The organism is Streptomyces sp. MS191 (assembly GCF_008042125.1).
In the GTDB taxonomy this organism is placed as follows: Bacteria; Actinomycetota; Actinomycetes; order Streptomycetales; family Streptomycetaceae; genus Streptomyces.
Genome location: NZ_RDBI01000040.1, coordinates 1,304,016 through 1,326,458 on the forward strand (window position 1 = coordinate 1,304,016; position 22,443 = coordinate 1,326,458).

The window sequence follows — 22,443 nt, forward strand, 5'->3', positions numbered from 1 at the left end:
GACGAGGCCGAGCCGGTCGTTGAGCCGGCCGGCCAGCTCGGTGGCCTGCTCGACCAGGGTCATGACGGCCGTGAAGCCGTACGCCTCGTGGGCGGCGCGGACGATCGGCCAGGTCACGTCCCAGTCGAGGTAGTCCACCAGGAGCAGCGCGTCGGCCGCCTCGGCCTGCCCGGGCAGCAGCCGCTCCTTGTGCTGGAGGAGGACGACGCGCAGCCCGAGCGCCTTCGCCTTCTCGATGGCCTGGAGCCGCCCGCCGATGATCAGGATCGTGTTCATGCTGGCTGTTCCTCCGGTGGTCACGGGGTGGCGGTGGTCGACGTGGCGGAGGCGGCGCCCGTGGAGGCCCGCTGGTCGTCCTGGGCCTCGTCGTAGAGGGCCTCGACGATGACGTCGAGTCCGGCCGTCAGGCTCTCGTCGGACACGATGAGCGGCGGGAGGATCTTGATGACCTCGCTGTCCCGGCCGCAGGTCTCCACGATCAGACCGCGCTCGAAGCAGCGGCGGGAGACCTTCGCGCCGGAGATGCCGGCGGCGCCCACGTCGATGCCCCAGATCAGTCCGAGGCCGCGGACCGAGGCGCGGAAGCGGGCCGTCACGTACTGGTCCAGATACGCCGCGACCAGGTCGCCCTTGCGGCGCACCTCGGCGCCGAACGCCTCGCCGGCGCCGTCCGCCCAGTGGGTGCGGATGGTCTCGGCGGCGGCGACGAACGCGAGCTGGTTGCCGCGGAAGGTGCCGTTGTGCTGGCCGGGCTTCCACACGTCGTACTCGGGCTTGACCAGCAGAAGCGCCATGGGCAGGCCGTATCCGCTGATCGACTTCGAGAGCGTGATCAGGTCCGGCCGGATGCCCGCGCGTTCGAAGGAGAAGAAGGTGCCGGTGCGGCCGCAGCCGACCTGGATGTCGTCGACGATCATCAGCACGCCGTGGGTGTCGCACCAGGTCCGCAGGCCGACGAGGAACTCGGTCGGCGCGACGTACACCCCGCCCTCGCACTGCACCGTCTCCACGATGACCGCGGCCGGCTTCTCGACGCCCGAGCTGCTGTCCGACACCATCCGGTCGAGCAGGTCGAGCGAGTCGAACGGGCCCATCGGGGAGTCGGGGAAGGGGATGTGGGTCGTCTTCGGCAGGGTGGCGTGGAGGCCGGCCTTGTAGAACTCCGAGCCGACCGCGGCCAGGGCACCGGTGCTCACCCCGTGGAAGCCGCCGCCGAAGGCGACGACGTTGGTCCGCCCCGTGACGAGCCGGGCGACCTTGAGGGCCGCCTCGACCGCGTTGGTGCCGGAGGGGCTGCAGAACTGCACCCGGTGGTCCAGCCCGCGCGGCGCCAGGACGTGGTCCTGGAAGGTCTCCAGGAAGTCCTGCTTGGCGGTGGTCGCCAAGTCGAGGGCGTGGGTGAGGCCGTCGCGCTCGATGTAGTCGATCAGGGCGCGCTTGGCGAACGCGGGGTTGTGGCCGTAGTTCAGCGCGCCCGCTCCGGCCAGGAAGTCGAGGTACCGGGTGCCGTCGGCACCGGTCACGAACTCCCGCTGGGCGGTCTCGAAGGTGGCGGGGAAGGACCGGGAGTACGAGCGGACCGCCGACTCCCGGCTGTCGAACACGGCGGCCGGGCCGCTGTCCTGCGTCATGACTGCCTCTTCGTGCGTGCGGGTCACCGCGGGCCTCCGGTCGGCGTCGGGGCCGGGAGGTCCCGGCCGATGTGGCGGGAGTGGGCGACGGCGTTGCCCGGGTGGTCCCCCAGGGGCTCGCCGTTGACGACGACCTCGCACCGCGCCTCGAGGCCGCGCCGGTGCGCCTCGGACGCCGTGTCGCCGGTGACGATGAACATGCCGACGGCGTCGAGCTGGTCGGCCCGGCCGCTGAGCTTCTCGCCCCGGGTCTTGCTGGCGCGGGCCGCGAGGGCGTCGGCGGGGAACTCGATCGAATGGAACTCGGTGGTCCCCGGGCGCGGCATCACGAGCATCTCGACGGCGAACCGGTGGGTGCGCCCGGTGAAGGACAGATCGGGCCGGATGCCGCAGCCGACGTCGACCAGCACCTCGGCGAAGTCGACCCCGTAGGCCGCGCCGGTGGCGACCGGGGAGGCGAAGCCCGCCGAGCGGGGGTTGAAGTCGATCAGCTCGGCCGTCCCGTCCTCGGCCACCATGAACTCCAGGTGGGTGCCGCCGTGGTGGAAGCCGAGGGCCTCGTGCACGGCGCGCGAGGTCTCGACGATCCGGTCCATGTGCGGGTGGAAGTAGGGCAGTTGCGTGCCCTGCTCGACCACCGGGTCGGAGGCCAGCACGTAGCGGCCGGTGAGGGCGACGAAGCCGACCTCGCCGCGGTGCACCATCGACTCGACGGAGAGCAGCTCGCCCTCCGCGCGCTCCTCCAGGACGAAGGCGCCGTGGGCCCGGATGTAGTCGCGCATCAGGGGGTTGACGACCTCGGTCCGCCCCACCGTCTCCATCGCCGCCCGGAGTTCCTCCGGCGAGGACACCTCGAAGCACAGGGCGCTGCCGGTGCCGTTGGCGGGCTTGAGCACGGCGGGCCGGTCGAAGCCCCAGGTCTCCCAGGCGAGCGCCTCGTCGAGCGGGGCCGTCCGCAGGGCGGTCAGGCCGGCCTCCTGGAGCCGGGCGCGGACCTGCGCCTTGTCGAGGATGCGGCGCAGGGTCGCGGGGACGGTCGTCGGCAGGCCGGCGAGCTCGCGGAGGGCGGCCTGGTGGGGCAGCGCCCCCTCGAACACGCTGTGGGTGCCGACGATCTCGTAGCGGTTGACCAGGTACTTCAGGAGCGGCTCGACGATGGTGGGGTCCGTCCAGGAGGCGACCTGGACGTACTCGTCGACCAGCCCGTCCGGCACGGTGAACGGGCCCTCGGAGCACAGCGGGTTGCGGTTGAGGGCGACGATCTCGAAACCGCGGGCCTTGGCGGCCTGCGCGGTGACGAGCATCGCGTTCATCATCTCGAAGAGTACGAACGCTCTTCTGCGGGGCATCGGGTGCTCACTTCCCTGCCGGAACCGCGACGGCCCCGATGTCGGTCCGGTAGCGCATGCCGGGGAATCCGATGCGCTCGATCTGGCCGTAGGCGCGGGCACGCGCCTCCTCGGGCGTGGTGCCGGCGCCGACCACGTGGAGCACCCGGCCGCCGGTGGTGCGCGGGGTGCCGGCGGTGTCGAGCCGGACGTTCGCGCAGAAGACGACGGCCTCGGCCGGGTCGACGCGGTCCAGCCCGCTCACCGCCTGGCCGACGGCGAAGGGGCCGAAGGGCCAGCCGGCCAACGCGTCCGCGGACCCCGGGTCGAGGCTGCCCTGGACGAGGGCGACCGAGCAGCGGGCCAGGCCGTCGGTCTCCAGCCGGTGCCGGCCCAGCTCCCGGGCGAGCACCGCCTCGCACAGCGCGGTGAAGTCGCTGCGCACCCCGGGCAGGACGACCTCCGCCTCGGAGTCGCCGAAGCGGGCGTTGATCTCGATGACGACGGGGCCGCGCGGGGTGAGCATGGCGCCGATGTACACGAACCCCGTGAAGTCCAGCCCCTCCGCCCCGAGTCCGCGCAGCAGCGGCTCGACCAGGGCGGCCCGGAGTTCCTCGCGCAGCTCGGGGCTGTCGTCCGGGTGGGGCGAGACGGAGCCCATGCCGTCGCAGTTCTTGCCGGCGTCGTTCTCCAGGGTGCGCTTGTAGTCGAGCCCGGTGGGGAACAGCAGGGCGCTCTCCCCGTCGAGCAGCGCGAACACCGAGATCTCGGGTCCGGTCAGGCGTTCCTCGACGACCAGCCGCAGGCCCTCGCCGCACTCGCGGGCGAATCGGTCGACGGCCGCCTCCGCTTCGGCCGTCGAGTCGCAGACCACCGAGCCGTCGCCGTCGGGGGTGAGCCCGTCGGTCTTGACGACGCAGCGGTACGGGAGGGTCCGCAGGTACTCCTTGGCCTTCTCCGGGTCGGTGAAGACCTCGAACTCGGGCACGGGGATGCCGTGGTCGGCGCAGAACTCCTTGCCGCGGGTCTTGCTCGACTCCAGCGCCGCGGCGGCCCGCGTGGGGCCGACGACCCGGTGGCCGGCGCGGCGCAGCTCGTCGACGTATCCCAGGGACAGGGCGTCGATGTTGGAGACGAACACGAAGGAGACGGGGTGCCGTTCCAGGAACGCCAGGGCGCTGGCCGGGTCGGTCAGCGAGACCGAGGGGGCGGGCACGATGCGCGGGTGGTCGATCACGTCGCAGCCGGGGCCGTAGTAGACGGTCACGTCCGGGTCGGTGCGGGTGAACAGGTCGCAGATCGCGTGGCCGCGTCCGGTGCTGTCGACGACGAGGATCTTCTTCATGGACCTTGCTCGTGTGGTCACGGGGTCACCCCGCCGTCGACGGGGTGAGGGGGGCGGACGGCACGGCGGTCCAGTCACGGACGCTGTTGCCGACGTAGACGTGGGTCAGCAGGCCGCCCCACGCCTCGTAGTAGCGGTCGGCGTTGCCCTGCGCCAGGTCGTCGTTGCGGACCCAGGAGGAGTTCGCCCAGTCGCACTTGGGCCGGACGTGGTGCAGGTCGTGCTGCACGGTGTCGCCGACGAGGATGCACATGCGGTACGGGGCGTAGAGCAGCGTCATCCGCAGCCACCAGCCGGTCCAGGCGGCGAGCCGGCCGGCCGCGCCCAGCGAGGCGGTGTCCGGGACGGACTCCCCGCAGAACCGGCCGAAGGTCAGCTCGTCGCGCTGCGCCTTGGTGAGCCGCTCGGCGTTGTCGTGGATCCACCAGCGGTGCTCGCTGAGCGTGTAGAGCAGGGTCTGGTTCTGGAAGAAGAACGTCAGCGGGACGAACCAGAGCAGCAGCCACTGCGCCCACCAGCCGGTGACCGCCAGCAGGGCGACGGTCGCGGCCAGGAAGGCGTAGGCCATCGCCATCCGGTACAGCGGGGACCGGGTCAGGAAGTTGGCCCGGATCCGGCTGAACAGGAAGGACCAGTGGTGCCGGGGCGAGAGCACCGCGCGCAGCAGGTAGCCGCGGAACTCCCGGCGGCTCATGCCGGGTCGGGCGCCGGTGCTCTGCAGGTACAGCGTGTCGCCGTCCTTGAGGGAGCAGGGGAAGGCGTGGTGGGTGAGGTGCTCCTGGCGGTTGCCGTCGAAGGGCGGGCGCCACAGCAGGGTGGTGATCAGCTCGCTGACGACCCGGTTGCCCTCCTTGGAGGCGGTGAACATCCGGTGCAGCGTCTGGTGGACGACGACGACGTCCAGCCGCCGCATGCCGCCGGCCGTGACCGGCCAGCTGAGCAGCAGCACCGGGACGAGGACGTACCAGGGCTGTGTCAGGGCCCAGGCGCCGACGGCGACGGAGACGGCGGTCTGCACCGCGCCGGCGATCAGGGCCAGGGTGGGGCGCCACATGACGCGGGGCGCGGCGCCGGCCAGCGGCACGCCGGTCACCCAGGTCAGGAAGGGTTGCACGAGGCGCGGCAGGCCGCGCATCGTCTCGCGTGGTTGCATCGTTGGCTCCTCGGTGGGCGACCGGGGCGTCAGCCGGCGTCTCGCGGATCGCGGACGCCGCCGAAGAGGGCGTCGTTGGTCTCGTGCGTCATGGGGCGGCTGAGGTCGTCCGCGCTGGCCAGCGTCATGTTGACGATCGTGCGGCGGCCCTCGCCGCGGATCGGGTACACGCGGTGCATGGTGGTGTTGGTCTTCACGACGTACGCGTCGCCGGGCTCCAGCGCGTAGGAGCGGACCTGGCTGCTGATCAGCGCGCCGTGGACGTCGGGGTTCTCCTTGTCCCAGGAGGTGTGCGCGACCGCCTGGACGAAGCCGCCCTCGGTGTAGTGCGGGGCCTCGAGGACGAGGATGATGCCGTACGTGTAGTCGTCCCAGTGCCAGCCGTGGGTGTCGCCCGACTTCAGCAGGCGGCTGATGACGTAGTGCTCGCCGGCGTAGGGGCAGGTGTGGACCTTCTCGCCGACGACGCGGGAGACGAGGTCCAGGACCTGGGGGGAGAAGTAGAAGGCGTCGATCAGCGGGCCCTCGTCCTTGATGACGGGCTGGCCGACGGTGGTCATGCTGCGCGGGGTGCCGTCGGTGATCTCGAAGGTGAGGTCGTGACTGACGCCGTAGCGGTCCATGATGCCGAATGCCTCGTCCCGGATCGGACCGAAGAGTTCCGGCGGAAGCAGTCCGCGAAGCGGCACGATGTGTTCCGCTGCGAATTTCTCACGTATTTCAGCCGTCGCCGCGGCGTCGAACTTCTCGGCGAAGTGGCGCCCCAGCAGGCCGTCCACCTCTTCCGCGGCCACGTGCACCGCACTTCCGTCGATCGTCATGCGTTCCCCCTCGTCGATTTTTTTCGTGCGATTTCGGTGCGTTGCGGAGTGATCGGAGTCAGGCGGCGCCGAACGGACGCGTGAATTCCAGCGCGTGGACCATGAAACGCTCGCCCTCGAATTCGGCACGGCCGTCGGCCCGCAGCTTCTCCAGGTGGCCGAGCATGATGTCCTTGTGTTCCGCGTAGCTTTCCAGCGGAATGTCCATCTCGCAGACCTCGATGGTGCGCACCTCGTAGCCCTTGTCGCGCATCTCGGAAACCGTGCGCGCCACGTCGGCGAGCGAGGAATGGGCCATGACCAGCCGGCCGCCGGGCACGAGCAGGTCGTCGATCCGGGCGACGACCGCGTCGTACATGCCGCGGCCCTCGCGGCCGGCGACCAGGGCGGTCTCCAGTCCGCTGTCGGTGGAGTAGCGCGGGTCGTACGGCAGGTGCGGCGGGTTGGTCACGACCAGGTCGGCCTTCTCGACCGGCGCGAAGGTGGCGAGGTCGGCGGCGACGCAGGTCACGCGGTTGACGTCGAGCCCGTTGCGGGCGACGTTGGCGAGCGTGTCCCCGGCGGCGGCGGCGTTGACGTCCATGGCCGTGACGTGGGAGGCGCCGCCCGCCAGCAGGGCGACGGTGTACAGGCCCGAGCCGCAGCCGAGGTCGAACGCGGTGAGGCCGCGCGGGTCCGGGGCGCTCGGGTTGTTGAGGGCGGCGACCAGGCTCAGGCCGCAGTCGGTCGGGAAGAGCACCTCGGCGGGGTCCTCGACCTCGATGCGCAGCGGCCGGCCGCGGTACTCGAAGACGCCGTAGGCGGGGCGGGCGGCCCAGAGGGTCCCCTTTCCTCCGACAGGCAGGGACCGTCGCTCGACCGGCGTCGTGATCGGGGCAGCACTCATCGCAGCCTGGAACCTTTCGATGGGTTGGGCAGAGTGGAAGAAGGCGCGTCGAAACAGCCGGAATGCCGTGGAGGCAATTCCGGAAGAAGGCATGACGAATTGCACGCGCCGGACACAGGGAACCGCCGAGGCGAAGAGCGCGTGAATCAGCCGGTACTCACCGGGGAACAGTGGGAGAACGCGCGGCCGTGGGGAAAGGGCCGGCAGGGGGCGGGCTACGGGGCCCGCACCGTCAGAACATGGACCGAGACGCTTCGGAGACGCCGCTGAATCGGCGGGCGGGAGCTCGGTCGGGACGGTGGAGAAGCATGGGGGGTGTCGTGCTCAAAGTGACTGCCTCCGGGTGAGGGGTAAACCGGAATCGGAGCTTACGGACGCAGGTGGCGCCGTACGGGGCGGCCCAGGATGGTGATGCGCCGGTGAGCGCGGAGTCGTACTGGTTTCTGAGCCGTCGCAGAAACTAGTGATCGCGAAAGGAGTTCGTCAACCCTCGTCATTCATATTCTTCAACCTGACAAACTCCGCAGCATTGCCTTTGGCATATGCAGAGAGGGCCGCACCCCGGTCGGTCGGGGTGCGGCCCTCGTCTAGCCTACGCGGAACTCAGACGGCGAGCTCGACGGTGATGTTSCCGCGGGTGGCCTTGGAGTACGGGCAGACCTGGTGGGCCTTCTCGATCAGGCTCTTCGCGGTCTCGGCGTCCACGTTCGGGATGGTGGCCGAGATCTTGACGATGATGCCGAAGCCGTCGTCGTTCTTGCCGATGCCGACCTCGGCGGTGACCGTCGAGCCGGAGACGTCGGCGTTCTCGTTGCGGGCGACGACGCCCAGCGCGCCCTGGAAGCAGGCGCTGTACCCGGCGGCGAAGAGCTGCTCGGGGTTGGTGCCGGCGCCGGACCCGCCCATGGCCTTGGGCGGGTTGACGACGACATCGAGCTGACCGTCGTCGGTGGCGACACGGCCGTCGCGCCCGTTCTGCGCGGTGGCGATGGCCGTGTACAGGACGTCGGACTGCTGTATGGACATCTGGGTCTTCCTTCTCATGGTTCGCCGCGACTCGCGCCCACGATCGCGGCGGCTGAGGGGAAGACTAGCCGGTCACCGAGACGATCATCTTTCCGGTGTTGTCACCGCGGAGCAGGCCCAGGAAGGCGTCCACGCCGTTCTCGATGCCCTCGACGACGGTCTCGCCGTACTTCAGCTCGCCGGAGCGCAGCCAGCCGCCGACCTCCTGGACGAACTGGCCCTGCAGGCCGTAGTGGTCGCCGACGAGGACGCCCTGGAGGCGCAGCCGCTTGCCGATGATCATGGCCATGTTGCGCGGGCCGGGTACCGGCTCGGTGTCGTTGTACTGCGCGATCATGCCGCAGATGGTGGCGCGGCCGTGCACGTTCAGCGAGGAGATCGCGGCTTCGAGGTGGTCGCCGCCGACGTTGTCGAAGTAGACGTCGATGCCGTCCGGGGCGGCCGCGCGCAGCTGGTCGCGGACGGGGCCGTTCTTGTAGTTGAAGGCGGCGTCGAAGCCGTACTCCTCGACGAGGAGCTTGACCTTCTCGTCGGAACCGGCGGAGCCGATGACCCGCGAGGCACCCTTGAGCTTGGCCATCTGGCCGACCTGGCTGCCGACGGCGCCGGCCGCGCCGGAGACGAAGACGGCGTCGCCCTCCTTGAAGGAGGCGACCTCGAAGAGGCCGGCGTAGGCGGTCAGGCCCGTCATGCCGAGGACGCCGAGGTAGGTGGAGAGCGGGGCGAGCTCCGGGTCGACCTTCGTGGCGTGCTGCGCCGGGACGTCGGCGTACTCGCGCCAGCCCAGACCGTGCAGCACGTGGTCGCCGACGGCGAAGCCCTCCGCGTTGGACGCGACGACCTGACCGACCGCGCCGCCGTCCATCGGGTGGTCCAGCTTGAACGGCGGGACGTAGGACTTCACGTCGTTCATCCGGCCGCGCATGTACGGGTCGACGGAGAAGTGGAGGTTCTTGACGAGGATCCGGCCCTCGGCGGGCTCGCTGACGGGCGTCTCGCGCAGGGCGAAGTCCGCCGGGGTGGGCCAGCCGTGCGGGCGGGCGACGAGGTGCCACTCACGGCTGGACGCGGGAAGTACGGACATCTGCACGGCCTCCTGGGAATGCTTCACTCTGAGAAAACTTCAGATTGCCAATACTTAACAACCTGAAACAACCATGCCCCTGGATATTTCATGTTGTCAAGTATCTGGGTAGGATGTGACCCATGACCACCTCACCCACCGACCCCCTGACCCTCGAAGTCGTCGAGTTGATCGGCACGGTCGTGGCGCGGTACTACGCGGAGTACGAGCAGGCGGCGGCCCAGCACTCGCTGACCGGCGCCCAGGCGCGGGTCCTCGGGCTGCTCTCCCTGGAGCCGGTCCCGATGCGCAGGATCGCCCAGAAGCTCCGGTGCGAGCCGTCGAACGTCACCGGGATCGTGGACCGGCTGGAGACGCGCGGCCTGGTGGAGCGGCGTCCGGACCCGGACGACCGGCGCGTCAAGCTGGCAGCGCCCACCCCGGAGGGCCTGGACACCTCGCGCCGACTGCGCGAGTCCCTCGACTTCGCGCGGGAGCCGCTGAGCCGGCTCTCGGAGGCCGAGCGCGCGCTGCTGCGCGATCTGCTCAAGCGGATGCTGGGCGAGAACGCGCTCTGACGCCCCGCCGCGCGCGACCGCAGCTCAGACGCACCACCACAGGAACGGCGTGCAGGGCTTCTCCGTCGGGGAGGGCGTGGGGGCCGGCGCGGTGGTCGGCGGCAGACCGCCCGATGCGGTGGAGGAGGGGTCGCGCGAGATCGTGGCGGTCGGAGTCGGCCCACCGGCCGAGGAAGAGGCGGAGGCCGTGGGCGAGCCCGACGGCCCCGGAGGCCCCGCCGGTCCTCCGCCGGAGCCCTGCGAACCGCCGCCCGCACCCGAGCCGCCCTTGCCCGACCCGCCGGAGGCAGGCGCGCGCGTGGCGACGGGGGACGCCGTGACCGGCTTGTCGACGGAAACCGGCCCGTCGGACTCCTCGGGGCTCTCCGAAGGCTCGGGAGGCAGCGAGCTCTCGACGATGTCCTCTTCCTGCACGGCGGTGGCGGCCCCGCCCTCGGCGGGCTGCTCCAGGGCCGACTTCGCCAGGCCCAGCGCGCCGGCGGCCAGTACCACCCCCAGCGCCCCGACGAGGACGGCGCGGCCCTTGCGGCCGCGCGATCGGCGACCTCGGCGCGCGGCGGCGCGCCCCGTGGCGGCGGGTCCGACGGCCGCGCGCCGGGCGGCACGACGGCCGCCCTGGGCCGGGCGCGGAGGCTCGAGCAGGTCCAGTTCGTAGACGTGCTCGGCCTCGGCCGCGTGGGCGGTCGAGTGGGGCGATTCGTACCGGAGCTCCTCGACGGGGGTCCCGCACCCGGCACAGGCGAGGGCGCCGTTGAGATGCCGCCGGCACTGGTGGCAGTAGTCCATGGCGCCCGCAGGCTATGTCGCACCCGAACACCGCAGGTACCCCTGAACGTGAGGATCCTGTAAGGAAACCGCAGGTCCACGGCGTGCCGTCACCAAAGTCCCGCTTCGGGCAGGATGGGCGGATGACGTCAGCCGAGTCTCCGGGGTCCCGTTTCGGCCCCCGCTCCCAGGCCCCCGCCGGACCGGACTTCGGACCGCGCGAGTTCCAGCTCGTGCTGCTGCGCCGGATGGCCGACCACCAGCCGGAACGGGTCGACGACGCCCGGCGGGCGCTGGGTGCGAGCCGGGCCGAGATGCGGGAGGCCAACCGCCGGTGGCAGGCGTGGGCCCACGCCCGCCGGGGTCCGGGCGAACTCCACCGCTACCGCAAGGCGCTCGGCGAGCCCGAGTCCCGCCACACCGTCGAGGCGTACGCGTCCGAGGTGCTGCGCTGGCCGCTGCCGCTCTGGCCCGAGCTGCGCTGGGAGGTCATGGTGGGCCCGGTCGGCGGCCGCGCGCCCGTCGAGGTGTGGGGCTGCGGCCTGGTCCGCGCCCCCGGCTCCCCCTCCCCCGAACTGCGCACCGTGGACGACCTGCGGCCCTGGAGCTGCACGCTGGCCGAGGTCGGCAACGCCTTCCCGCCGGCCCGGCCCCGCGACGGCAGCGCACCGAGCCGGCTGCGCCTCGACTTCACCCTCCCCGACGGCACCCCGCGCGCCGCCGAGTTCACCTGGGGCCTGCTGCAACGCCTCCTGTGACCCGGACGACGCGGCCGGCACGCCCGGCACGGTCACTCGCGCCACACCAGCCACTGCGGCCACTCACGGCCTGTACGACACGTCTGTCACTGACGCCTCGTCCGACTCGCTCGAGACAGCAGCCACTCACCACTCGTACGCCTCACATCAGTCGACAGTCCCTCCTGCCCCTGTGAGCACTCTCGCCTCGTCCGACACACCGTCAGCGGGCCCGGACCCCCGGCCGGCGCAGCCCAGCGCGCGCCGCGCCGCGCGGAGGCGGACGATGCCAACAGGACCGCGTAGACACCGCGAACCACCTCGCTCCGTGCCAGCACCGCACTCCGGAGGACTTGCCGTGACCGTCAGTCTCGAACAGCTGCGCCGTTGCCATGTCGCCGTCGACCTCGGGGCCGCCCGGACCCGCGTCTTCGTCAAGGGCGTCGGCCTCGTCGTCGACGAGCCCAGTGTGGCCGCCGTGAACACCCGTACCGGAGCGCTGATCGCCGTCGGCGCGCTGGCGGAGAAGATGACCGGCCGCACCCCCGACTACATCCGGGTCACCCGGCCCGTCTCCGGCGGCACCGTCGTCGACATCGACATGGCCCAGCGGATGCTGCGCCACCTCCTCGGCGAGAAGCTCCGCCGCCAGCTGCGCCGCAAGCCCCGGCTGCGCGCCGCGGCCTGCACCCCGCACGACTCGGACCCGCTCGCGCAGCGCGCGGCCGTCGAGACCCTCGTCGGTCTCGGTGCCCGCCGGGTCGAGCTGGTCGACACCCTGATCGCGGCGGCCGTGGGCTGCGGACTCCCCGTCGAGCAGCCCACCGCGACCATGATCATGGTGTGCGGGGCCGCCACCACCCAGGTCGCCGTGCTCTCCCTGGGGGCGATCGTCACGGCCGAACGCATCCCGGTGGGCGGCGACGCGATCGACCACGCCGTCATCCAGCACCTGCGCCACCAGCACGAGCTCATGCTGCCCAGCCAGTCCGTCCGTCCGCTCCAACTCGCCCTGAGCGGGAACGGTCTGACCCTCCAGGGCCCCACCTTCACCGAGATCCACGGCCGCGACGTGGCCACGGGCCTGGCCCGTTCGGTGACCGTCGACACCGCCGCCGTGCGCGACGCCATCCACACCCCGCTCACCGCCGTCCTCGACGGCATCGGCAAGATCCTCCGCGAGTGCCCGCCCGACCTGGTGGCCGACCTGGCCGAGCGCGGCATCATGATGGTCGGCGGAAGCGCCCTGCTGCCGGGCCTCGACCAGATGCTGCGCGAGGCGACCGGGATGCCGGTGCACATCGCCGAGCGGCCCGACGTCTGCGCCATCCTCGGCCTCGGCGCGATGCTGGAGGGCAAGATCCAGGCGATGGTGCTCGACCCGCTGGCCGACACGGAGTGATCGCCGGGTACGCCCTTTTGTTCACTTTCGCACCACAATGAAACCATGTCGCTCACCGACCGGGACGCGTCCGCTCCCCGCCTGCCGACGCTGCTGGAAGCCGTCCTCAGCGTCGGCACGGACCTCGAACTGCGGGCCACCCTCCAGCACATCGTGGACTCCGCGACCGAGCTGGCGGGCGCGCGCTACGGAGCGCTCGGGATCGTCGATCCCGAGCGAGGGCGGCTCACCGCCCTCTTCACGTCCGGTCTCACCGAGGCCGAACGGAAGCGGATCGGCGATCTTCCCGACGGCCGCACCGGCCTGATCGGCGTCCTCGTCCAGGACCCCCAGCCACTGCGCCTGGACGACCTGACCACCGATCCGCGCTCCTCCGGCGTCCCGGAGGGCCATCCCGAGATGCGCTCCTTCCTGGGCGTGCCGATCCGCGTCCACACCGAGGTCTTCGGCAACCTCTACCTGACCGAGAAGCGCTCGGGCACCTTCACCGAGCAGGACGAGTCGCTGCTGCGGGTCCTGGCCTCCCAGGCCGGCATCGCCATCGGCAACGCCCGGCTGTACGACACCGCGCGGCAGCGCGAACGCTGGATCGAGGGCGCGGCGGCGGTCACCACCGCCCTGCTGGCCGGACGGCCGGCGGCCGACGCGCTGACGACGGTCGCCGAGCAGGCCCGGCTGCTCGCCGACGCCTCGGCGGGGGTCGTCCTCCAGCCCACCGAGGAGGGCGGGATGGAGATCGTGGCGGCCTCGACGCCGGACGACCCGGGTGATCTGGTCGGCACGGCGATCGCGCCCGGATCGCCCGTCCTGGAGCAGCTGCTCGGCGGGGAACCCGTGTTCATCGAGGACTCGGCCACCGACCCGCGGATGACCACGCACGTACGGTCGCGGTTCGGGCCCTCGATGATGCTGCCGCTGCAGAGCGGCGGAAGGCTGATCGGCACCCTCGCGCTCCCCCGGCGCCGCGGCGGGCGCCCGTACACCGGGGTCGACCGGCTGCTCGCCTCCCAGTTCGCCTCGCAGGCGGCACTGGCGCTGGTCCTCGCGGACGCCCAGCACAACCGGGAGCGGCTGGCGGTGTACGAGGACCGCGACCGCATCGCGCGCGACCTGCACGACCTGGTCGTCCAGCGGCTGTTCGCCACCGAGATGATGCTGGAGTCCACCCGTCGCCGGGCCGCCGGATCCGCCGAGGAGAGTTCCCTGCTCGGGCGGGCCGTGGACGAGCTGGACTCCACGATCCAGGAGGTGCGGACGGCCATCTTCGCCCTCCAGCAGCCGCCGGCCGAGGTGCCGGCGTCGTTCCGGGGCCGGGTCCTGCGCGAGACGGGCGGCGCGGCGGCGCTGCTCGGCTTCCAGCCCTCGGTCCACTTCTCGGGGGCGGTCGACACCCTGGTCGACGAGGCCGACGCCGAGCGGATCCTCGCCACGCTGCGGGGCGCGCTGGCGGCGGCCCACCGCCGGCCGGAGGTCCGCGCCATCACCGTCGAGGTGTCGGCGCCGCCGCTGGGCCCCGCCCTGCGGGTCACGGACGACGCGCGGCCGCCCACCACGGTCAGCTGGCCCTGAGCCCGCGGGCGCCGGGGCGCCCGGGCCGGCCGAACCGGCGCCCGCGCCGGGGCCCTCGAACGGCCCATTCCGGCGCGCCACCGCAGTACCCGCGATCTTGACTGGTGGCGTGGACACCGTCGCGAAGCCCCCCGCAGCCGCCTACCGGAACCTGGTGATGGCCACCATCGGATTCACGCTCACCTTCTGGGCCTGGAATCTGATCGCGCCGATCGCGAGCTGGTACGGCGACCGGCTGGACCTCAGCTCCTCCGAGCAGTCGCTGCTCGTGGCCGTGCCGGTGCTCGTGGGCTCGCTCGGCCGGATCCCGGTCGGCGCGCTCACCGACCGGTACGGTGCCAAGAGGATGTTCCCGCTGGTGTCGGCGCTGACGATCGTGCCGGTCCTGCTGCTGATCCTCGCGAAGGACTCGTACGCCGCGATGCTCGCCGTCGGGTTCCTCCTCGGCCTGGGCGGCACCACGTTCGCCATCGGCATCCCGCTCGTCAACTCCTGGTTCCCACCGGCCAAGCGGGGCCTCGCGCTCGGCATCTTCGGCATGGGCATGGGCGGTGTGGCGCTGTCCGGCTACTTCACCCCGCGCATCGCCGAGCACGGCGAGGACCTGCCGTTCGTCGTCGTCGCGTGCGCGCTCGCCGTCTACGCGGTCCTCGCCTTCCTCCTCGTGACCGACCGGCCGGGCCGCCCGGTGCCCACCGACTCCCTGGCGACCCGGCTCGGCCGGGCCGGACGGCTGCGGGTCACCTGGGAGCTGTCGGCGCTGTACGCGATCGGCTTCGGCGGCATCGTCGCCTTCGGCGTCTACCTGCCGACGTACCTCAAGACCTGGTACGAGCTCGACCCGACCGACGCCGGCACCAAGGCCGCCGGGTTCGCGCTGGTCACCGTCGTCTTCCGGCCGTTCGGCGGCTGGCTCTCCGACCGCGTCCACCCGGCCCTCGTCACCTCCGGCGCGCTCGGCGCCGCCGCCCTCCTCGCCATCGTCCAGGCCTTCGACCCGCCGCTGGACCCGGGCGGCACGATCGCGCTCCTCGGCATGGCCGCCGGGCTCGGGACGGCCAGCGGCTCGATCTTCGCGCTCGTCTCCCAGGTCACCCCGCAACCGCAGGTCGGCAGCGTCACCGGCATCGTCGGCGCGATGGGCGGACTCGGCGGCTTCGTGCCGCCGCTGGTGATGGGCGCGATCTACAGCGCCAAGGGCTCGTACTCGATCGGCTTCATGCTCCTGTCCGACCTGGCCCTCGCCGGCTGTGTGTACGCCTACGGCCGGATGCGGAACATCACCCCGACCGCGGACGGCGAGCGGCCCGGCGAGGTGAGCAAGGTCGCAGCCCGGCGCCCGTGAGGCGCGGGCAGAATTCCTCACGGCATCCCCGACGCGAGGAGATCGACCGATGAGCCCGCTCTTCCCGGCCCTGGCGGCCGGCCCGGACCGGCCGCACGACCGACCCGCGCTGCGCTTCGGCGCCGAGGCGCTGACGTACGGGCAACTCGCCTCGGCGGCGGGCACGCTCGCCGGCCGGATCTCCGGGGCGGGCCGGGTGGCGGTGTGGGCGACGCCGACCGCGGAGACCGCGGTGGCCGTGGTCGCGGCCCTGCTGGCCGGGGTGCCGGCGGTCCCGCTGAACCCGCGCACCGGTGAGCGGGAGCTGGCGCACATCGTCGGCGACAGCTCGCCCGGCCTGGTCCTGGCCGGTGCGGCGGACGAGCTGCCCGCCGGACTGGCTGGCCTGCCGCGCGTCGACGTGGAGACGGCCGGCGGCGGGGAGGCCGAGGTGCCCGAGGTGACGGACCCCGAGGCTCCCGCCCTGATCGTCTACACCTCGGGCACCACCGGGCCGCCGAAGGGCGTCGTCCTCTCCCGCCGCGCGATCGCCGCGTCGCTGGACGCGCTGGCGGACGCCTGGGCGTGGACGGCCGACGACGTGCTGGTCCACGCACTGCCGCTGTTCCACGTCCACGGCCTGATCCTCGGCGTCCTCGGCCCGCTGCGGCGCGGCGGCTCGGTCCGGCACCTCGGCTCGTTCTCCGTGGAGGGCGTGGCGCGCGAACTCGGCGCGGGCGGCGGCACCATGCTGTTCGGGGTGCCGACGATGTACCACCGGATCGCGGACGCGCTGGAGGGCGACCCGGCGCTGACGCGGGCGCTGGCCGACGCGCGGCTGCTGGTCTCGGGTTCGGCGGCGCTCCCGGTGCACGACCACGAGCGCATCGCCGCGGCGACGGGACGGACCGTGGTCGAGCGGTACGGCATGACCGAGACCCTCATGAACACCAGCGTCCGGGTGGGCTCCGGTCCGCGCCCCGGCTCGGTGGGCGTGCCGCTGCGGGACGTGGAGCTGCGCCTGGTCGAGGACGACGGCACCGAGATCCCCGTGTCGGACGGCGAGAGCGTCGGCGAGATCCAGGTCAGGGGCCCGAACCTGTTCTCCGGGTACCTCGGCCGGCCCGACGCGACGGCCGCCGCCTTCGACGGGGACTGGTTCCGCACGGGCGACATGGCGGTCCGCGAGTCCGACGGCTCCGTACGGATCGTGGGCCGCCGGGCGACGGACCTGATCAAGAGCGGCGGGTACAAGATCGGCGCGGGCGAGATCGAGAACGCGCTGCTCGACCACCCTGCGGTGCGCGAGGTCGCGGTGACCGGCGAACCCGATCCGGACCTGGGGGAACGCGTCGTGGCCTGGGTCGTGCCCGTGGACCCGGAGAAGCCGCCGTCGGACGGGGAACTGGCCGCGCACGTCGCGGGACTGCTCGCCCCGCACAAGCGTCCCCGGGTGGTCCGCCACCTCACCGAACTGCCCCGCAACGACATGGGCAAGGTCATGAAGAAGGCGCTGCCGGGGGCCCTCCATGGCTGAGCGGTTCACCGCCCGTGCGGCGATCGCGCTGGTCACGGACGACTTCACCGACCACGTGCCGGACCGCGCCGCGGACGCCAGGCCGGACGGGCCGCTCGGGGCCGCGGCCGACGGGCCGCTGGGCTGGGCCGGTTACGACGCGTCCCGGGCGCGGGCCGCGTCGCGCACCGGGGAGGAGGAGTCCGTCGTGTACGGCACGGCTCGCGTCGGCGGTCGCGCGTGCGTGCTGCTCGCCTTCGAGTTCGGCTACCTCGGCGGTTCGCTGGGCGGCGCGGCCGGGGACCGGCTGGTCGCCGCCTACCGCACGGCCCGGGAGCGGCGGCTCCCCCTGGTCTCGCTCGTGGCGACCGGCGGCAGCCGGATGCAGGAGGGCATGGTCGCCCTGGCCCAGCTCCAGCGCGTGGCCGCCGAGACCGTCCTGCTGCGGGAGGCCGGTGTCGCCCATGTCGCGGTGCTGCGCGACCCGTCGACGGGCGGCGGCTGGGCGACGGTCGGCGCGGGCGCCGACGTGGTGCTGGCCCTCCCGGACGCCCAGGTCGCCTTCGCGGGCTCCCGGGTCCGCCCGCCCGGCGCGGACCCGGCCGCCTACACCGCCGAGGAGCAGTGGCGGCACGGCCACGTCGACGCGCTGGTCCCGCCGGCCGCCCTGCGCGGGACGCTGGCGCGGTGGCTGCGCCTGCTCGCGCCGGACGCCCGCGCGCCGGAGCCCTGGGCCGCTCCCCCGCCCGCCGCCCTCACCGAGGCGGACGCGCCCCGCACCGGCTGGGAGGCGGTGACCCGGGCCAGGGATCCGCGCCGGCCGCGGGCCGCCGCGTATCTCGACGCGTACTTCGAGGAGCGGGCCGCCCTGCGCGGCGACCGCGCCGGCGGGGTGGACCCCGGGACGGAGTGCGGCTTCGGGCTGCACGAGGGACGGGTCGTGGCGTACGCCGCGCAGGGCGGCACCCCGACCCGGCCCGCCGGATTCCGCACCGCGGCCCGGCTGGTGCGGCTCGCCGGCCGGCTCGGGATCCCCGTACTGACCCTCATCGACACGCCCGGCGCCGCCAACGACGCCGAGGCCGAACGGGCCGGCGCGGGCCCGGCCATCGCGGAGGCGTTCGCGGCGATCGCCGGGGCCCGGACCCCGGTCACCTCGCTCCTGATCGGCGAGGGCGGATCCGGCGGCGCCCTCGCGCTGGCCGCGCCCGGCAACACCTGGACCACGCCGGACGGCTACTTCTCCGTCATCGCGCCCGAGCTCGCCGCCGCCATCCTCAAGCGCGCCCCCGAGGAGGCCCCGGCGACGGCCGACCAGCTCCGGCTGCGCCCGCAGGACCTGGTGGAACTCGGCTGCGTGCGGGGGATCGTGACCCGCTGAGCGTCCGCCCCGCGCACGGCGAAGGCCCGGTACGGCTGCGCGCCGTACCGGGCCCTGCTCGTGGCGGGCGGGGCCTACTTCACCCCCACCGCCCGGATGATCTCCTGCGTCACCGCACCGCCCCGGTCGTCGCTCGCGCCGGCGCGCAGCGACACCGAGCCGGCCCGGTCCGGAACCCGCAGTTCACCGGTCCAGGCGGCCTTCGTCCCGGACGTGCGCCGCAGGGCGACCCGGGTCCAGGTCTTCCCCTCGTCGTACGAGACCTCCAGGGTCCCGCCGGTGATCCTGCCGGTGTCCGAGGCACCCTCCACGTACTCCGCGAAGATGCCGACGGGCAGCTTCCGGCCGCCCCTGACGTCACCGGTGAGGTCCGTGTCGACGTCGAAGCCGAGGTTGAGCATCGGCAGGTAGGTGCTCCGGTCGTTCGGGGTCTCCTTGGACCGGAAGGTCCACTCGGCGTGGCCGCGGGTGGAGAGCCGCCAGCGCGCCGGATCGAGCGCCGTGTCGGTGACGACCTTGTAGGTGGCCTCCTCGGCCGGGGCGTCCCAGGCGTAGGCGCCCGAGCTCATCTTGCGGTCGACGCGGACCCCGTTGACGTACACCTCGGTGTACTGGGTCATCGAGTCGTCGCTCCACACGTTGCCGAAGCCGGTGTGGTCGGGGCCCGAGTCGCCCCACCCGGGGGTGTTGAAGCGCAGGTCGTTGCCGGTGCGCTCCTGCCCCCAGCCGAGACCGGTGCCCAGCCACGGGTGCCAGACCGGCGCGAACCACTCCAGCGTGCGCCGGCTGCCGCCCGGGTAGGCGTTGGTGCCGCCGCGCTGCTCGAGGGACTCGCCGAGGTCGACCGACTCGTGCCAGCGCTGGCCGGTGCCGGTGGAGACGTACTCGGTGCGCTGGGCGGGGAAGGCGATCCACTCCTTGAACCCGAAGCCGATCGGGAAGGTGTCGGTGATCGAGTAGCGGAACTCGCCGCCGATCTCCTTCTTGCCCGTCGGCATGTGGAACGTGGAGTCGAGGGTGGCGAGTTCGTTCCTGCCGGGCCGGAAGACGAGGTCCTGGCCGATCGCTCCGGGGTGCCCCTCGGACAGGTCGTAGGTGTACGGCGTGTAGCGGGTACCCGTCAGGTCGAGCCGGGTGCCGCGGGCCGCCGCGGCGGCGATCCGCGCCGCGTCGGCGGAGTTCACGGAGGCGACGACGAGCGGCCGGTCCTGGTAGTCGGCGGTGCCGAACCAGGCCATCAGCCGGCCCGGCTGGTCGTCGGTGACGAACAGCGCCGTGACGCCCGCGTCCTGCGCGTTCTGGGCGAGCTCCGCGGCGGGCAGCGCGCCGGCCCGGACGAGGACGGCCTTGCCCTTGACGTCCTTGCCCGCGTACTCGGCCGCGGTGCCGGTGCCCGCGTCGACGACCCGGAGCCGGTGCCTGCCTTCGAGCAGGGCGGCACCGGGCTGGGCGACGGCGTCGGACAGCGCGCGGCCGTCGGCGCTCGCCTCCAGGACCGGCTTGCCCAGGCGCCAGACCGTCCGGTACTCGAAGGTGCCGGTCGCGGGCTTGGTGGTGGGAGCGGCGAAGATCGAGTCGTACTTCGCCGGCACCTGGTAGGCGCCGCCGTAGTGGGCTCCGTTCGCCCGGCGGTCGAACTCCATCAGCAGCTGACGGGTCTCGGTCCGCCGGTCGACCTCGGCCCGGATCTCCCGGAGCCGGCGGCCGTCGAGGGTGATCTCACGGTCCCGGTCGAGGGTGATCTCGGGCGCGGTGAGGAAGCCGAGTCCGAGCGAGTCCGTGCCGTGCGAGCCGCGCACGTCGAGGAAGGTGTCGACGGTGTACGTGCCCGGCTTCAGGCGCAGTTCGAGCGTGCCGGACTCGCCGACCGCCACCGGGAACGGGTCCACGCCCTCGGTGAGGTGCTGGACGCCGAGATGGGCGGGGGCGGGGGCGCCGTCACGGTCCTTGACGTGGACGGTGAGCGTGTAGCGCTCCTCCTCCTTGACCATGCCGAGCGCGGTGTGCGCGACCGGGGTCCCGCCCGCGGAGGCGACGACGCGTCCGGTGGACTGCCCGACCGGCGCCTTGGTGCCGTCCCCGGTCACGGTGGTCCGGGCGGTGCCGTGCGCCGGGACGGTGAGGGTGGTGTCGGCCAGGGTGGCGACCCCGGCGGGGACTCCCTCGACGGCGAGGCTCAGCTCGACCGGGCGGTCGGAGGAGTTGGCGTACGTGACGGTCCGGGTGACCGGCTTGCTGTCCTCGTACGGCCAGGCGACGAAGCCGAGGTCGGCGGAGCCGGTCGCGGTCACCTGCGCGGCGACGGCGGCGCCGACGTCGACCCGGCCGGCGCCGAGCGCGTACGGGGAGTCCGTGAGCGTCTTCGACGAGGACATCAGCGCGTCCTTGAGCTGCGCGCCCGTCCAGTCGGGGTGCTGCTCGGCCAGCAGGGCGGCGACGCCCGCGACGTGCGGGGTGGCCATCGACGTGCCGCTCATCGACGTGTACAGGCCGGTGCCGCCGACCAGTTGGGAGCGGGCCGCGAGGATGTCCACGCCGGGCGCGGACAGGTCGGGCTTGAGTGCCTGGTCGCCGTGGCGGGGGCCCTGGCTGGTGAAGTACGCCGGTGCGTCGCCGGAGTCGACGGCGCCGATGGTCAGCGCGGAGTCGGCGGCGCCGGGCGAGCCGATGGAGCCGGGGGCACCGGAGTTGCCGGCGGCGATGACGAACAGGGCGCCGGTCTCGGCGCTGAGCGTGTCGACGGCCTGGGCCATCGGGTCGGTGCCGTCGCTGGGTTCCTGGGAACCGAGGCTCATCGACACGATCTTGGCGTCGATGTCCTTGGCGGCCCACTCCATGCCGGCGATGATCTGCGACTCGCTGCCGGAGCCCTCGTCGGAGAGGACCTTGCCGACGGCGAGCGCCGCACCGGGCGCGACGCCCTTCTCCTTGCCCTCGGAACCGGCGCCGCTGCCGCCCACGGTGGAGGCGACGTGGGTGCCGTGACCGTTGCGGTCGGCGACCTCCTGGCCCTCGATGAAGGACCTGGACTCGGTGACCCGGCCCGCGAGGTCGGGGTGGGCGAGGTCGGCGCCGGTGTCGAGGACGGCGACCTTGACGCCCTTGCCGGTGAAGCCGGCGTCCCACGCCTTGGAGGTGCCTATCTGCGCGTTGGACTCGGCCATGGCGGCCTTGACCCGTCCGTCCAGCCAGACCTTGCCGACGGCGGAACGCGCGGCGGGACCGGTGAAGGACTGCCAGAAGGCGGCGGGGTCGGTGGCCTGCACGGCGGCGCCGCCGATGCTGGGCAGGGCGCGGACGGTCTCGGCGCCGCGCGGGGCGGCGGCGCGGGCGGCCCTGCCGTAGGTGACGATCAGCGGCAGTTCGTCGGTGACGCCCTGCTCGATGAGTCCGCTCACGTCGAAGAGCCGCCGGTCGAGCACCCCGGAGTCCAGGTAGCGGCGGGCCTCGTCGGGCACGACGGTGACGCGGCCGTTCACGATCTCGCTGCGGACGCCACCGGTGGCGCCCTTGACCCGGTCGACGCTGACGGCCTTCCGGCCGCCGCCGAGGTCCGTGACGGTCACCCGGTCGCCGGTGACGAGCGTGACGGTGCTGCTGGCGCCCTTGGTTCCGGTGAAGGTGTCCGGTACAGGGCTGCCGGTCGCTCCGGCCGCGGCGGTCTGCCCGGCCGAGAGCATCACGAGGGAGAGGCCGGTGGCGAGCAGCCCGGCTCTCCCTCTGACGGAAGGTCTGGTCATCGACGCACTCCTCGGACACCCGGGGGAAGGGTTGGTTCCGGGCGTCGCGACGAGTCTCGGCCGTTCACGTCCGGTTGAGGCCGGGTCGGCCTGGCGGGTATCTGCCGTGGCGGCCAACCGCCAGGTGGGCGCTTGGCGTTGAGCGATCGATCAGGCCGGAAGACCTGCGGTGCGGGGC

General features: G+C 72.9%; 17 protein-coding genes and 1 pseudogene. 7 read left to right on the plus strand and 11 right to left on the minus strand.

Features of this window, described 5'->3' with window-relative positions; genetic code table 11:
- The 9 genes and pseudogenes from EAO71_RS37660 to EAO71_RS13035 form a co-directional block, all read right to left on the minus strand.
- A pseudogene (locus tag EAO71_RS37660) lies at positions 1-276 on the minus strand (ATP-grasp domain-containing protein); the annotation flags it as partial.
- A gap of 20 nt (positions 277-296) precedes the next feature.
- Positions 297-1,631 (minus strand): aspartate aminotransferase family protein, encoded by a 1,335-nt coding sequence (locus EAO71_RS13000; protein WP_147977872.1) that lies wholly within the window; start codon positions 1,629-1,631, stop codon positions 297-299.
- A 23-nt stretch (positions 1,632-1,654) separates the two neighbouring features.
- The gene (locus EAO71_RS13005; protein WP_147977873.1) at positions 1,655-2,980 is read right to left on the minus strand and encodes an ATP-grasp domain-containing protein; all 1,326 of its coding nucleotides are present in this window, start codon (positions 2,978-2,980) and stop codon (positions 1,655-1,657) included.
- A gap of 7 nt (positions 2,981-2,987) precedes the next feature.
- A complete protein-coding gene (gene purD, locus EAO71_RS13010; RefSeq protein ID WP_147977874.1) occupies positions 2,988-4,325 on the minus strand; it encodes a phosphoribosylamine--glycine ligase in 1,338 nt (445 codons plus the stop codon).
- A 4-nt stretch (positions 4,326-4,329) separates the two neighbouring features.
- Positions 4,330-5,457, minus strand: coding sequence for a fatty acid desaturase (locus EAO71_RS13015; RefSeq protein ID WP_147977875.1), 1,128 nt, complete (start codon positions 5,455-5,457; stop codon positions 4,330-4,332).
- A gap of 29 nt (positions 5,458-5,486) precedes the next feature.
- Complete coding sequence (locus EAO71_RS13020) at positions 5,487-6,278, minus strand: HalD/BesD family halogenase (protein ID WP_147977876.1); 792 nt, start codon at positions 6,276-6,278, stop codon at positions 5,487-5,489.
- Positions 6,279-6,336: 58 nt separating this feature from the next.
- Complete coding sequence (locus EAO71_RS13025) at positions 6,337-7,164, minus strand: methyltransferase (RefSeq protein WP_147977877.1); 828 nt, start codon at positions 7,162-7,164, stop codon at positions 6,337-6,339.
- A gap of 603 nt (positions 7,165-7,767) precedes the next feature.
- Complete coding sequence (locus EAO71_RS13030; protein WP_147977878.1) at positions 7,768-8,190, minus strand: organic hydroperoxide resistance protein; 423 nt, start codon at positions 8,188-8,190, stop codon at positions 7,768-7,770.
- Between the two features lie 64 nt (positions 8,191-8,254).
- Positions 8,255-9,274 carry an NADP-dependent oxidoreductase gene (locus EAO71_RS13035; RefSeq protein ID WP_147977879.1) on the minus strand — a complete coding sequence of 340 codons (1,020 nt, stop codon included), beginning with the start codon at positions 9,272-9,274 and terminating at the stop codon, positions 8,255-8,257.
- Between the two features lie 122 nt (positions 9,275-9,396).
- On the opposite strand from EAO71_RS13035, the gene EAO71_RS13040 reads away from it, so the two are divergent.
- Positions 9,397-9,831, plus strand: coding sequence for a MarR family winged helix-turn-helix transcriptional regulator (locus EAO71_RS13040; RefSeq protein WP_147977880.1), 435 nt, complete (start codon positions 9,397-9,399; stop codon positions 9,829-9,831).
- Positions 9,832-9,855: 24 nt separating this feature from the next.
- On the opposite strand, the gene EAO71_RS13045 is transcribed toward EAO71_RS13040, so the two are convergent.
- Entirely contained in the window at positions 9,856-10,617 is a 762-nt protein-coding gene (locus EAO71_RS13045; RefSeq protein ID WP_147977881.1) for an SCO2400 family protein, read from the minus strand.
- Positions 10,618-10,739: 122 nt separating this feature from the next.
- Between EAO71_RS13045 and EAO71_RS13050 the strand changes: the two genes are divergently transcribed.
- The 6 genes from EAO71_RS13050 (at position 10,740) to EAO71_RS13075 (ending at position 18,525) form a co-directional block, all read left to right on the plus strand.
- Entirely contained in the window at positions 10,740-11,354 is a 615-nt protein-coding gene (locus tag EAO71_RS13050) for a hypothetical protein (RefSeq protein ID WP_147977882.1), read from the plus strand.
- Positions 11,355-11,691: 337 nt separating this feature from the next.
- The gene (locus EAO71_RS13055) at positions 11,692-12,735 is read left to right on the plus strand and encodes a rod shape-determining protein (RefSeq protein WP_147977883.1); all 1,044 of its coding nucleotides are present in this window, start codon (positions 11,692-11,694) and stop codon (positions 12,733-12,735) included.
- Between the two features lie 45 nt (positions 12,736-12,780).
- Positions 12,781-14,304 (plus strand): sensor histidine kinase, encoded by a 1,524-nt coding sequence (locus tag EAO71_RS13060; RefSeq protein WP_147977884.1) that lies wholly within the window; start codon positions 12,781-12,783, stop codon positions 14,302-14,304.
- Positions 14,305-14,461: 157 nt separating this feature from the next.
- Entirely contained in the window at positions 14,462-15,649 is a 1,188-nt protein-coding gene (locus EAO71_RS13065; RefSeq protein ID WP_147979274.1) for a nitrate/nitrite transporter, read from the plus strand.
- 49 nt (positions 15,650-15,698) lie between these two features.
- Complete coding sequence (locus tag EAO71_RS13070) at positions 15,699-17,165, plus strand: acyl-CoA synthetase (protein ID WP_147977885.1); 1,467 nt, start codon at positions 15,699-15,701, stop codon at positions 17,163-17,165.
- On the plus strand, positions 17,158-18,525 hold the full coding sequence (locus tag EAO71_RS13075; protein WP_147977886.1) for a carboxyl transferase domain-containing protein: 1,368 nt from the start codon (positions 17,158-17,160) through the stop codon (positions 18,523-18,525). Before EAO71_RS13070 ends, EAO71_RS13075 begins: the two co-directional genes overlap by 8 nt.
- A 74-nt stretch (positions 18,526-18,599) precedes the next feature.
- Here EAO71_RS13075 and EAO71_RS13080 read toward each other — a convergent pair whose 3' ends face one another.
- Positions 18,600-22,265, minus strand: a complete 3,666-nt coding sequence (locus tag EAO71_RS13080; protein WP_147977887.1) for a S8 family serine peptidase — start codon at positions 22,263-22,265, stop codon at positions 18,600-18,602.
- Positions 22,266-22,443: the final 178 nt, after the last annotated feature.

Excerpts from the sequence above, each read along its gene's own strand:
- EAO71_RS13000 (WP_147977872.1), bottom strand. The coding sequence starts at position 1,631 with ATGACGCAGGACAGCGGCCCGGCCGCCGTGTTCGACAGCCGGGAGTCG.
- EAO71_RS13005 (WP_147977873.1), bottom strand. The coding sequence starts at position 2,980 with ATGCCCCGCAGAAGAGCGTTCGTACTCTTCGAGATGATGAACGCGATG.
- EAO71_RS13015 (WP_147977875.1), bottom strand. The coding sequence starts at position 5,457 with ATGCAACCACGCGAGACGATGCGCGGCCTGCCGCGCCTCGTGCAACCC.
- EAO71_RS13020 (WP_147977876.1), bottom strand. The coding sequence starts at position 6,278 with ATGACGATCGACGGAAGTGCGGTGCACGTGGCCGCGGAAGAGGTGGAC.
- EAO71_RS13025 (WP_147977877.1), bottom strand. The coding sequence starts at position 7,164 with ATGAGTGCTGCCCCGATCACGACGCCGGTCGAGCGACGGTCCCTGCCT.
- EAO71_RS13035 (WP_147977879.1), bottom strand. The coding sequence starts at position 9,274 with ATGTCCGTACTTCCCGCGTCCAGCCGTGAGTGGCACCTCGTCGCCCGC.
- EAO71_RS13040 (WP_147977880.1), top strand. The coding sequence starts at position 9,397 with ATGACCACCTCACCCACCGACCCCCTGACCCTCGAAGTCGTCGAGTTG.
- EAO71_RS13045 (WP_147977881.1), bottom strand. The coding sequence starts at position 10,617 with ATGGACTACTGCCACCAGTGCCGGCGGCATCTCAACGGCGCCCTCGCC.
- EAO71_RS13050 (WP_147977882.1), top strand. The coding sequence starts at position 10,740 with ATGACGTCAGCCGAGTCTCCGGGGTCCCGTTTCGGCCCCCGCTCCCAG.
- EAO71_RS13060 (WP_147977884.1), top strand. The coding sequence starts at position 12,781 with ATGTCGCTCACCGACCGGGACGCGTCCGCTCCCCGCCTGCCGACGCTG.
- EAO71_RS13065 (WP_147979274.1), top strand. The coding sequence starts at position 14,462 with ATGGCCACCATCGGATTCACGCTCACCTTCTGGGCCTGGAATCTGATC.
- EAO71_RS13070 (WP_147977885.1), top strand. The coding sequence starts at position 15,699 with ATGAGCCCGCTCTTCCCGGCCCTGGCGGCCGGCCCGGACCGGCCGCAC.
- EAO71_RS13075 (WP_147977886.1), top strand. The coding sequence starts at position 17,158 with ATGGCTGAGCGGTTCACCGCCCGTGCGGCGATCGCGCTGGTCACGGAC.
- EAO71_RS13080 (WP_147977887.1), bottom strand. The coding sequence starts at position 22,265 with ATGACCAGACCTTCCGTCAGAGGGAGAGCCGGGCTGCTCGCCACCGGC.